This is a genomic window from Oribacterium sp. (assembly GCF_057249185.1).
Map to the genome: position 1 here is coordinate 1 of NZ_DBHIGR010000059.1, position 11,378 is coordinate 11,378.

The 11,378-nt window shown below is 46.7% G+C and carries 10 protein-coding genes and 1 other annotated feature; of the genes, 9 read left to right on the top strand and 1 reads right to left on the bottom strand.

Annotation, left to right across the window (positions count from 1 at the left end; translation table 11 throughout):
* The first annotated feature begins 8 nt into the window (after positions 1–8).
* The 9 genes from ACO4PX_RS04905 (at position 9) to ACO4PX_RS04945 (ending at position 10,639) form a co-directional block, all read left to right on the top strand.
* Positions 9–1,082 (top strand): DUF3829 domain-containing protein, encoded by a 1,074-nt coding sequence (locus ACO4PX_RS04905; protein WP_485571766.1) that lies wholly within the window; start codon positions 9–11, stop codon positions 1,080–1,082.
* 57 nt (positions 1,083–1,139) lie between these two features.
* Positions 1,140–1,379: a binding site (T-box leader), on the top strand.
* 150 nt (positions 1,380–1,529) lie between these two features.
* Positions 1,530–2,993, top strand: coding sequence for an anthranilate synthase component I family protein (locus ACO4PX_RS04910; RefSeq protein WP_485571768.1), 1,464 nt, complete (start codon positions 1,530–1,532; stop codon positions 2,991–2,993).
* Positions 2,990–3,568: an anthranilate synthase component II gene (locus ACO4PX_RS04915; RefSeq protein WP_007156979.1), complete on the top strand. Its 579-nt coding sequence runs from the start codon at positions 2,990–2,992 to the stop codon at positions 3,566–3,568. The genes ACO4PX_RS04910 and ACO4PX_RS04915 overlap by 4 nt, the downstream gene beginning before the upstream one ends.
* A 12-nt stretch (positions 3,569–3,580) precedes the next feature.
* Positions 3,581–4,366, top strand: coding sequence for an indole-3-glycerol phosphate synthase TrpC (trpC, locus tag ACO4PX_RS04920; protein ID WP_485571770.1), 786 nt, complete (start codon positions 3,581–3,583; stop codon positions 4,364–4,366).
* A 125-nt stretch (positions 4,367–4,491) separates the two neighbouring features.
* Positions 4,492–5,514, top strand: coding sequence for an anthranilate phosphoribosyltransferase (gene trpD, locus ACO4PX_RS04925; protein WP_485571772.1), 1,023 nt, complete (start codon positions 4,492–4,494; stop codon positions 5,512–5,514).
* A gap of 64 nt (positions 5,515–5,578) precedes the next feature.
* Positions 5,579–6,217: a phosphoribosylanthranilate isomerase gene (locus ACO4PX_RS04930; protein ID WP_455022833.1), complete on the top strand. Its 639-nt coding sequence runs from the start codon at positions 5,579–5,581 to the stop codon at positions 6,215–6,217.
* A 118-nt stretch (positions 6,218–6,335) separates the two neighbouring features.
* Positions 6,336–7,526: a tryptophan synthase subunit beta gene (gene trpB / locus ACO4PX_RS04935; RefSeq protein ID WP_315365301.1), complete on the top strand. Its 1,191-nt coding sequence runs from the start codon at positions 6,336–6,338 to the stop codon at positions 7,524–7,526.
* A complete protein-coding gene (gene trpA / locus ACO4PX_RS04940) occupies positions 7,523–8,290 on the top strand; it encodes a tryptophan synthase subunit alpha (protein WP_485571774.1) in 768 nt (255 codons plus the stop codon). Before trpB ends, trpA begins: the two co-directional genes overlap by 4 nt.
* A 576-nt stretch (positions 8,291–8,866) precedes the next feature.
* Positions 8,867–10,639 carry an oleate hydratase gene (locus ACO4PX_RS04945; RefSeq protein WP_485571776.1) on the top strand — a complete coding sequence of 591 codons (1,773 nt, stop codon included), beginning with the start codon at positions 8,867–8,869 and terminating at the stop codon, positions 10,637–10,639.
* Between the two features lie 27 nt (positions 10,640–10,666).
* On the opposite strand, the gene ACO4PX_RS04950 is transcribed toward ACO4PX_RS04945, so the two are convergent.
* On the bottom strand, positions 10,667–11,378 hold a 712-nt coding region (locus ACO4PX_RS04950), incomplete at its 5' end, for an EamA family transporter (protein ID WP_485571778.1).

Here is an 11,378-nt window from a genome sequence, read left to right on the forward strand (position 1 = left end):
AGGAATGTATGAAAAAAATTGTATTAGGTCTTAGTGTAGCGGCTTTAGCCCTCAGTCTTTCCGCCTGTGAAGACTTAAAGATGGCTCAGAATGCTATAAAGCAGGAAAAAAGCGGAGAGAGCAGCGGGGACAGCAGTGATTCCGGGAATAACCCCTTGGATGCTTTGAAAAAGAACCTTTCCACTGATTCCGGGGAAAGCGACGATGAGCTGACACAATACAACAATTACGTGGATTTCAGCAATTTCCTAACCGGTAATTTTGAAGATAATATCGGCAGATATTTTGAGGGGGTAGAGCCGGAGACAGAGTTTAAGGTGATAGAAGGCGGACATTATACTACGGTCAGCTTTAGCGATTATGACATGGAGCAAGTACAGAGCTATCTGGATCAGGCCAATGCCGGAACCAAGTTTACTGATTTAGATGAGCAGGTAAAAACTTTGGCTCCTATTGTACTGGAAACCATGAAGGTTTATAACGAGGCGGCCAGCTATGGAGATTTGCAGGCCTATAAGGATGATCAGTATGCCAAGGCACAGGAAATTCATAGCCGTCTTTTCCCCTTGGTACAAAGCTATATTGATCCGGCAGATGCTTATACCGCAGCCATTCACAGCCTTTCTGTGGAAAGACAGCAGGAAGAAATGCAGAGAATGAAGGATAACGGCCTTACGATCCGCTATGATATGCTGAGAATCATGGATCTGAAAAATCAAATTATTGATGCTTTTTCTGAGCAGCCCAATGTGGCAGAGGCCAATATTGCCGACCTTGATTTGACAAAGATACGTCCTGCCTATGACGAGCTGGCTACCCTGCTTTTGGAATTTGTGCCCCTTTCCAAGGATAAAGATGCTGCGGAGAAGGAAGGCTTTGATAATAACTATTACGTTACTACCTTTGCGGATGCTGCCGGAGATTTCAAGAAGCAGCTTCAGGAGATGATTGACCGGAAAGAAAGCGGAAAAGGATTTTCGGAGAATGACTTGCAAATTTTATGGGCTACCGATGGAAGCTTCCAAAAAATCAGCGAGGCCGCTTCCAAGATGACGGAAACCTATAACAGAGCAGTCGGTTAAATAAATTTATAAAAAGTTCTTGACGAGAAAAGTCAAGTTGTGTTAAATATTAGAACTATAAAACCGTTGAGGTGGAGATAACGTTAAGTATGAGCTCACAGAGAGTCCGGGAAGGTGAGAGCCGGGCAGAACACAGCTTAGCAAATGGACCACTGAGGGCATGGTCAAAGGAGCAGTCCGAGTATTCCATGACGCATAGGAATGCGTTAGTTTCCGGAGGTATGTTAGTACCTTGCTAAGAGCACGAGTGAATCGTGAACTAGGGTGGCACCGCGAACTTTAATTTTCGTCCCTAGCAGAATTTTTATTCTGCTGGGGTTTTTTTATTTTCAAAAATGATTTTGGAAATTTTTAAGATAGTTTTTTGATAAAAGGAAAACGCATTCAAGAGTCCTTTTGATAAGAGCAAAAATAATTCCCCATGCAGATTTTAGAGAAAGGAAGAAAATGATGATTAGACCAAGTCTTGTGGAAATGGAAGCCTACCGGAAGGATGAAAGCCTTCGCCTGCTTCCCGTCATGAAGGAGATTTTTTCGGATTTTATTACGCCCATTACCGCATTGTCCATTTTGAAAAATATTTCGCAAAATGTCTTTTTACTGGAGTCCATGGAGGACAGAGAAAAATGGGGGAGATATACCTTTCTGGGCTATGATCCGAAGCAAAGCATTTCCTGTAAAAACGGCATCGTAGAAAGCTCCGGCTTAAAGCTTCCTACCAAGGATCCCAAGGCTCTAATCCGGCAAATCCTTCAAGAGCACAAGGCGCCCAAGGTACCCGGGGCCCCTTCCTTTACCGGAGGACTGGTTGGATACTTCGCCTATGACTTTATCCGGTATGAGGAGAACAGCCTTCATTTTTCCGGAAAGGATGAGGAGGACTTCCAGGATTTGGACCTGATGCTCTTTGACAAGGTAATCTGTTTTGACCACTTCCTGCAAAAGATTTTCCTGATTGTGAATATGTCCCTTTCCGAGGGCGAGGCAGGCTATAAGAGAGCGGTTTTGGAATTGGAAAATATGCATAGGCTCTTAAAGAACGGAGAGCAGAAGAAGGAAGAGCCCGGCAGATGCCTAAGCGACTTCCGCCTCCTCCACAGCAAGGAAGAATATATGCAAATGGTGAAGAAGGCCAAGAGACATTTGAAGGATGGAGACATTTTCCAAATCGTCCTCTCCAACAGGCTGGAAGCGGACTATGAGGGAAGTCTTTTGGAAAGCTATAGGCACCTTCGTTGCTTAAATCCCTCCCCCTACCTTTTCTACTTTTCTAGTAAGGACTTGGAGCTGGCAGGAGCCAGTCCGGAAACTCTGGTAAAGCTTGAGGAGGGGGTTTTGCAGACCTTTCCTCTGGCAGGTACCAGAAAGAGGGGAATAACAGAGGAAGAGGACAAGCGAATCGCCATGGAGCTTTTACAGGATGAAAAGGAAGTTTCCGAGCACGATATGCTGGTGGATTTAGGCAGAAACGATATCGGGAAAATCGCCAAGGTAGGCACCGTGAAGGTGGAAAAGTACCATGAAATTCAGCGTTATTCCCATGTGATGCATATCGGTTCCACCGTAATGGGAGAACTTAAGGAAGGCTATGACGCGCTGGACTGCGTTTCCGCCGTGCTTCCTGCCGGAACCCTAAGCGGAGCACCGAAGATTCGGGCTATGCAGCTGATTGACGATATAGAGCAAAACCGCCGGGGCATCTACGGGGGAGGAATCGGATACATTGATTTTAACGGAAATCTGGACCTCTGCATTGCAATCCGCTTTGCCTATAAGAAAAACGGAAAGGTGGGGATTCGCTCCGGAGCCGGCATCGTGGTGGACTCCTCCGAGGAAAAGGAATTTGAGGAGTGTAAGAATAAGGCCCAGGCCATGGTGGAAGCCATTCAAAGAGGGGAGGAGGCAGAATGATTCTTTTAATTGATAACTATGACAGCTTTACCTTTAACCTATATCAGATGCTGTCCCAATACGAGAGGGTGGAAGTGATTCGAAACGACGGGAAAACGGTGGAAGAAATCGAGGCCATGAAGCCGGCAGGAATCGTTCTTTCTCCCGGACCGGGCAGACCGGAAAATTCCGGCATTTGCCCCCAAGTGATTCGTTCTCTTCGGGGAAAAATCCCTATTCTTGGGGTTTGTCTTGGAGAACAGGCCATCTGTCAGGTCTATGGGGGTACCGTAAGCCACGCCATAAAACCCATGCACGGCAGACAGTCCGAGGTGGACATTGTGGAAGATTCAGAGCTTTTTAAAGGTCTTGGCCGGAAAATGAAGGTGGCTCGCTACCATAGCCTGATTGCCGAGGAGGAAAGTCTGGAGGGCACAGAGCTTCGGATTACCGGAAAAACCAAGCAGGAGGAAGTGATGGCGGTGGAAGACAGGGAACGGAAGGTTTACGGCGTACAGTTCCACCCGGAAAGTATCATGACCAAGGACGGAGCGAAGATTTTGGAAAACTTTGCAAGGATTTGTAAGGGAGCATAAGGGTAGAAGCAAATGAGCATTTTAGAAGAAATTGCAAGGGAAAGAAGAAAGGCTGTGGAAGAGGAGAAAAAGCTGCTTTCGCTTATGGAGCTGGAAAGGCTTTTGGAGGAGCGAGAGAGCAAAGGCAAAAGCTTTTACCAGGCCTTGGCTAAGAAGGGCTTATCCATTATCGGAGAGGTGAAGAAGGCCTCCCCCTCCAAGGGCATTATCGCAGAGGATTTTCCTTATTTACAGATTGCAAAGGACTATGAAGCTGCCGGCATTGACGCCATTTCCTGCTTGACGGAGCCTAAGTATTTTCTGGGGAAGGATCAATATTTACAAGAAATCGCACAAGCTGTTTCGGTACCGGTGCTTCGGAAGGACTTTCTGATTGACCCCTACCAAATCTATCAGGCCAAACTTTTAGGAGCGAAAGCTATTCTCTTAATTGTTTCTCTTCTCGGAGAAAGGGAACTGAAGGAATTTCTAAGCCTGGCAGGAAAGCTGGGACTGGATGCCTTGGTGGAATGCCATGATGAGGAAGAAATCCGCTGTGCCCTTTCTGTGGGAGCGGAGATTATCGGAGTCAACAACAGAAATCTAAAGAGCTTTTCCGTAAATCTGGAAAACAGCCTATCTTTAAGAAATTTGGTGCCAAAGAATCAGCTCTTCGTGGCGGAAAGCGGAATGTCCAAGGCGGAAGAACTAAGGCTTTTAGAGGAAGCCGGGGTAGATGGGGTTTTGATTGGAGAAAGCCTGATGCGGGCAGAGAGCAAGAAGGAAAAACTTCAGGAATTACGGAGCCTATTAAAATAAGAAATAATCTACAAAAAAAGGAATCTTGTGTAGAGAAGTAGAATAGCTAGCCTGCGTAGAACAGACGGTTTTTGCCAAAAAGAGGATCTCAAAGGAACAGAGGGTAAGGAAAGAAAGGAGCGAGTATGCTGCAAGAATGTATCAAAAAACTGGTATTGGGAGAGGATTTAAGCTTTCAGGAAAGCTACGAAAGCATGAATGAAATTCTGGACGGGAAAAGCTCTCCGGTGCAAAATACCGCCTTTCTTACGGCTCTGGCCTGCAGAAAGCGGGAGGAGGAAAATATCACGGAAATTACCGCATTTGCCAAGGCGATGCGGGAACACGCCACAGAAGTAAAGCATGAGGGCATGGAGGTTTTGGAAATCGTAGGAACCGGTGGAGACCACAGCAACAGTTACAACATTTCCACCACCTCCGCTTTGGTAGTAGCTTCTTTAGGGGTAAAGGTGGCAAAGCATGGAAACCGGGCAGCCTCCTCCAAGTCGGGCACCGCGGATTGTCAGGAAGCCCTGGGCATTAACATTGTGCAGGACAGAGATAAGGCGGAGGAAATGCTGAGAAACACCGGCCTTTGCTTCCTCTTTGCCCAGCACTACCATACCGCCATGAAGTATGTGGGAGCCATTCGAAAGGAACTGGGCTTTCGGACCATTTTCAATATCCTTGGGCCGCTAACCAATCCTGCAAAGCCAGATGCCATGCTTCTTGGGGTATATCAGGAGAGACTTTTAGAGCCTATGGCGGCGGTGCTGCATCACTTAGGGCTTAAGCGGGCTTTGGTGGTATACGGAGAGGACGGCATGGATGAGATTTCCGTTTCCGACAAGACTTTGGTTTGCGAATTAAGGGATGGACAAAGCCGAATCTTTGAGATTGCTCCGGAGGACTTCCATTTGGAAAGAGGGAAAAAAGAGGAGCTTGTGGGAGGAGATGCGGCGGAAAATGCTGCAATTACCAAGGGACTTTTGGCCAATGAGATTCAAGGCAGCAAGAAAACGGCTCTTTTGTTAAATGCGGGAGCAGCCCTCTTTATCGCCGGAAAGGTGGAAAGCATTGAAGAAGGCATTCACCTGGCGGAGGAAGCCATCAGCAGCGGAAAGGCATTGGCCTTCTTGGAAGAGTACAGAAAAGCTTCCCAAAATTAAGCCGGGACAAGCGCTAAAGCCTGTGAGGTGCATCATAAAGCATCGAGGGCTGAAAGGAGTTGGCATGGTCGTCAAGTACTGCGGTATCACAAAGGAAGAGGAAATCCAGTATTTGCAAAAGCTTCCCATAGATTATGTGGGCTTTGTCTTCTATAAGAAAAGTAAACGCTATGTGGACAAGGAGCAGGCAAGGCGCTTAAGGGCAAAGTTAAAACCCTCCATTCCCGGGGTGGGAGTCTTTGTAGAAGAAGAGATTCCGAAGATTTTGGCGCTTTTGCAGGAGGGCATCATCCAAGGGGTTCAGCTCCATGGAGAAGAAGAGGAGTCCTATGTTCTTACGCTTAAGGAGAAAATGAAGCAACTTAGGGGGGATTCCTTTCTCTGGCAGGCCTTTATTTTAAAAGAAGAAAAGGATATAGAACGGGCAAATGCCTCTCCGGCGGGCCTGATTCTTCTGGATGGAGGGAAAGGGGAAGGCAAAGAGGCGGAGGCAGGACTTTTACAAAAGATTCATCGTCCCTATATCTTGGCAGGAGGACTTTCCCCGGAAAATGTAGTAGAGAAAATCAAAGCATTTTCCCCCTATGGATTGGATGTCAGCTCCGGAATCGAGGAGCAGAGAGAAGATGGTGTCCGGAAAAGTCCGGAGAAGATGGATAGCTTTATACATTTGGTGAGAGAATATGGGAAGCAGACTTTGTGAAGAAATGGAAGCAAAGAAGATACAATAAAGATACAAAGAAGTAGCAATAAAGATGCAATAAAGATACAAAGAAGTAGCAATGAAGATGGAATGAAAGATACATCCGGAAAGGAGTAGTATGGCAGAGAAAATTGGACGTTTTGGGATTCACGGAGGACAGTACATTCCGGAAACCCTGATGCAGGCAATAGAAGAATTGGATAAGGCCTATACAGAGGCTAAGGCGGATCCTGTATTTCAGAAGGAGTTAAGCCGTTACTTAAATGACTATGCGGGACGGCCCTCCCGCCTGTATTATGCGGAAAAGATGACGAAGGATCTTGGAGGCGCCAAGATTTACTTAAAGAGAGAGGACTTAAACCATACCGGAGCCCACAAAATCAACAATGTTTTAGGACAGGCCTTGCTGGCAAAGCGCATGGGAAAGACCAGGCTGATTGCGGAAACCGGAGCAGGACAACACGGTGTGGCAACGGCAACGGCAGCAGCCCTTTTCGGCATGGAATGTGTGGTCTTCATGGGGCAGGAGGACATTGAGCGTCAGGCCTTAAATGTTTACAAGATGCGTCTTTTGGGAGCGGAGGTGGTTTCCGTAAAGACTGGAACTGCCACCTTAAAGGATGCGGTGTCTGAGGCCATGAGAGAGTGGACGAAGAGAATTTCCGATACCCACTACTGCCTCGGTTCCGTTATGGGACCTCATCCCTTCCCTACCATGGTCAGGGATTTTCAGGCGGTGATTTCCAAGGAGATTCGGGAAGAGATTTTGGAAAAGGAAGGAAAGCTTCCTGCAGCAGTATTGGCCTGCGTGGGAGGCGGCTCCAATGCCATCGGAACCTTCTACCATTTTATTCCGGATGAAGGTGTAGAGCTGATTGGCTGTGAGGCCGCAGGAAGAGGGGTGGATACGGAGGAAACTGCGGCCACCATTGCGGTAGGAAAGCTGGGCATTTTCCACGGCATGAAGTCCTACTTCTGTCAGGATGAATTCGGACAGATTGCCCCGGTATACTCCATTTCCGCGGGACTGGATTATCCAGGAATCGGACCGGAGCACGCAGCACTCCATGACAGCGGACGGGCAAAGTATGTGCCGGTAACGGATTTGGAGGCGGTAGAGGCCTTTGAGTATCTTTCGAAAATGGAGGGAATCATCCCGGCCATTGAATCCGCCCATGCCATTTCCTACGGTATGAAGGTAGCGAAGGAGAAGAGTAAGGAGGAAAGCATTGTGATCTGCATCTCCGGAAGAGGGGATAAGGACTGTGTTTCCGTAGCACGTTTCAGAGGGGAGGACTTGGTAGAATGAGAAGCATAAAAGAAGCATTTGCAAAGGGAAAGGCATTTATTCCCTTTATCACCTGTGGAGATCCGGATTTGGAAAGCACCAAGAAGCTGGTAAAAAGCATGGTGGAAAATGGAGCAGACCTGATTGAGTTGGGGATTCCCTTCTCCGACCCCACCGCAGAGGGTCCGGTGATTATGGAAGCTGACCTTCGGGCCTTACAAGGAGGATGCACCACAGAGAAGGTTTTTCAAATGACCAGGGAACTTCGGCAGGAAGTGGATGTGCCCTTTGTGTATATGACCTATGCCAATGTGGTTTTCTCCTACGGCAGTAGAAAGTTCATGGAAAAGGCCAAGGAGGCAGGGGTTTCCGGCCTGATTCTTCCGGATGTGCCCTATGAAGAGCGGGAAGAGTTTTTGCAGGATTGCAGGGACTTCGGCATTGCCCTCATTTCCATGGTAGCCCCCACCTCCGAGGATCGTATCGCAAAGATTGCGAAAGATGCGGAAGGATTTTTATATATCGTGTCATCCCTTGGGGTAACGGGAGAGCGAAAGGAAATCACCACAGACCTGTCTTCTCTTTTGAAAATGGTGAAGAGCCACACCGACATTCCCTGTGCCGTCGGTTTTGGAATTTCCACCAAAGAGCAGGCAAAGGAAGTGGCGCAGTATGCGGACGGCGTGATTGTAGGCTCCGCCATTATGAAGAAAATCCATGAGAATCCGGGGAAGGAAGAGGCGGTACTGGGAGAGTATGTGGCTTCGATGAAGTCGGTGCTATAGTGCCACCGTCCGGTAATGAGTTTCTTTCTTTAGGAATAATATCACCGTCCGGTAATGAGTTTCTTTCTTCAGGAATAGTATCACCGTCCTTTGCAATGAGCTTCTTTCTTTAGACACGTTCTCACTAACCTCGCCTCGTAGCAGTACTAAGCTGAAAGCTTCGTTCACTCGCTTTCAGCAAGTACTGACGGGCTCAGATTGTCTTCAGAAAGACACTCATTGCCGGACGGTGGGGCACATTTCCGGGCTGGAGAAAAATCTTCTATGTTCGGCTGGGACTAGATTGTCTTCAGAAAGAAAACTCATTGCCGGACGGTGAGGCACATTTCCGGGCTGGAGAAAAATCTCCTGTAGTCGGCTGAGTCTAGATTGTCTTCAGAAAGAAACTCTTTGCGGGTCGGTGAGCTGTATTTCCGGGCTGAAGAAAAATGATTTAAATAGGGGCTGTAAAAAATCAAAATAATTGCTTAGAAAACTATTTTGATTTTTTACAGCTTCTTATTGTTTCCATATTTTTATAGGAGTAAGATATACTGTATATAAGAGTTCGGTGGTTTTTAGAAAGGAAGGTATGATATGTATTATTCCAGTGGAAATTATGAGGCATTTGCCCGTCCGGAAAAACCGGAGGGGATTGAGAACAAGTCGGCATATTTAATTGGTAGCGGTTTAGCTTCTCTCGCAGCTGCCTGCTTCTTGGTACGGGATGCGCAGATGGAAGGGAAGAGAATTCATATTCTGGAAAAGGAATCTCATCCGGGCGGAGCTTTGGATGGGGACAAAATATCTGCGGGTTATGTCATGCGTGGCGGCAGAGAGATGGATAACCATTTCGAATGTATGTGGGATCTGTTTCATTCTATTCCCTCTATAGAAACGGAGGGAGTCAGCGTTCTGGATGAGTATTACTGGTTAAATAAAAAGGATCCGAATTATTCTTTATGCCGTGCTACCAAAAATCGGGGAGAAAATGCTAAAACCGGCGATAAGTTCGGTCTTTCCGACAAGGGAAGCATGGAAATCATGAAGCTTTTTATGACAACGGATGAAGATTTGGCCAATGTGAAAATGACGGAAATTTTTGACGATGAAGTCTTTAAGACCAATTTCTGGATGTATTGGCGGACCATGTTTGCCTTTAAGGATGATCAAAGTGCTCTGGAAATGAAGCGTTATATGCAAAGATTCATCCATCATATCGGGGGATTGCCGGACTTTAAGGCATTACGTTTTACCAGATACAATCAGTATGAGTCTATGGTACTACCGATGGTGAAGTATCTGGAGGAGCGTGGGGTTGCGTTTCACTACGGTGTTAGCGTGACAAATGTGCTTTTTGATATTTCTGCCGGAAAAAAGCAGGCAAAACGGATTGAGCTTTTGCGAGACGGTAAAGAGGACAGCATTGACCTAACGGAAAATGATTTGCTTTTCTATACGAATGGAAGTAACGTGGAAAATTCCACCTATGGCAGTCAGACAGAAGCTACAGGCATGGATAATGAGATTCATCCGGGAGGCTCCTTTGACTTATGGAGAAAAATTTCGGCACAGGATCCTTCTTTCGGAAAACCGGACAAATTCTGTACAAACCCTGAGGATAGTAACTGGGTAAGTGCAACGGTGAATACCTTGGATGAGAAGATTCTTCCTTATATCAAAAACATTTGCCAAAGAGATCCTCTATCAGGTAAGGTTGTCACCGGCGGTATCGTAACCGTAACGGATTCCTCTTGGCTTCTAAGCTGGACCATTAATCGTCAACCCCAGTACAGAAATCAGCCGAAGGGGCAGGTTCTGGTTTGGCTTTACGGTATGTTTTCCGATAAGCCCGGAGATTTTATTAAGAAATCCATGCGGGAATGTACCGGACAGGAAATCTGTGAAGAATGGCTTTATCACTTAGGTGTTCCGGTGGAGGAAATTTCGGAACTGGCAGCTCATAGTGCCAATACCGTTCCGGTGATGATGCCCTTTGCCAGCGCTTATTTCCAGCCACGAGAAGCCGGAGACCGTCCTTTAGTGGTACCGGAGGGCTCTGTAAACTTTGCTTTTATCGGAAACTTTGCGGAAACGCCCAGAGATACCGTTTTTACTACAGAGTATTCCATTCGAACAGCTATGGAGGCAGTGTACACCCTGGCAAATGTGGACAGAGGCGTTCCGGAGGTCTGGGGTAGCGTGTTTGACCTTCGAGATCTGTTAAATGCTACCGTTGCCCTTCGAGACGGAAAGAAGATTACAGACTTACATCTTGGATTTATTCAGGATATCGTACTGAAGACAGCCCTGAAGCGTGTACAAGGAACAGAAATTGAGAAGCTGATGAAGAATTGCCGGATGCTATAAGAAAAGCTCTCTATCTCTTGGCTTAGACTAGCCTTCTTCAAAGAATCCCAAAATCAAGATTCCTAAAACCGCCAGTCCAACGGCAAGGTACTGGGCTTTGCTAAGCTTTTCTTTTAAGAAGATTCTGGCCCAGATTACGGAGAAGAGGCAGTAGCTGGAAATCAAGGGTGCGGAGGCAACAGCATTTGCTCCAATGGCATAGATATAGGTGAACTGGCCTATTGTTTCGCAGACGGCAGCTAAAAATTTCGGTCCTTCCGTAGGAAGGCTGAACTTGGTCTTTTTTACAAAAACCAAATAGAAGAAGAGGCAGACTGCCAGAGTACAGAAGGTGTATTCATAGGCTACATTTGCAGAGGCTTCCGGAATTTTTTCCAGAACCACCGCGTCTAAAAATGTGCCCAGTCCGTCAATGATGCAGTAAAAGATGGGAAAGAAAATGGCGATAAAGCTGTTTACATATTTGTCCTCCACCTTTTCCTGCATCTTTTTTCGTTCCGCATCCTCATGCTTTTTTTGCAGATAGGAAAGCAGGTAAATGGCAAAAAGAATCAAAAGAATGGCAAAAAGCTGGGGTAATGCCAAGACCTGCTTTAGAAAAATAAAGGAAAGCAGAGCTGCCACCGCACCGGAGGTATTGCAAATGGGGGAGGAGACGGAAAGCTCAATATAGCGCAATCCGATATAGCCTAAAAGCATGGAGGAAATATAAAGAAAGGAAACCGGCAGATAGGCAATG

Excerpts from the sequence above, each read along its gene's own strand:
- ACO4PX_RS04905 (WP_485571766.1), top strand. The coding sequence starts at position 9 with ATGAAAAAAATTGTATTAGGTCTTAGTGTAGCGGCTTTAGCCCTCAGT.
- ACO4PX_RS04910 (WP_485571768.1), top strand. The coding sequence starts at position 1,530 with ATGATGATTAGACCAAGTCTTGTGGAAATGGAAGCCTACCGGAAGGAT.
- ACO4PX_RS04915 (WP_007156979.1), top strand. The coding sequence starts at position 2,990 with ATGATTCTTTTAATTGATAACTATGACAGCTTTACCTTTAACCTATAT.
- trpC (WP_485571770.1), top strand. The coding sequence starts at position 3,581 with ATGAGCATTTTAGAAGAAATTGCAAGGGAAAGAAGAAAGGCTGTGGAA.
- trpD (WP_485571772.1), top strand. The coding sequence starts at position 4,492 with ATGCTGCAAGAATGTATCAAAAAACTGGTATTGGGAGAGGATTTAAGC.
- ACO4PX_RS04930 (WP_455022833.1), top strand. The coding sequence starts at position 5,579 with ATGGTCGTCAAGTACTGCGGTATCACAAAGGAAGAGGAAATCCAGTAT.
- trpB (WP_315365301.1), top strand. The coding sequence starts at position 6,336 with ATGGCAGAGAAAATTGGACGTTTTGGGATTCACGGAGGACAGTACATT.
- trpA (WP_485571774.1), top strand. The coding sequence starts at position 7,523 with ATGAGAAGCATAAAAGAAGCATTTGCAAAGGGAAAGGCATTTATTCCC.
- ACO4PX_RS04945 (WP_485571776.1), top strand. The coding sequence starts at position 8,867 with ATGTATTATTCCAGTGGAAATTATGAGGCATTTGCCCGTCCGGAAAAA.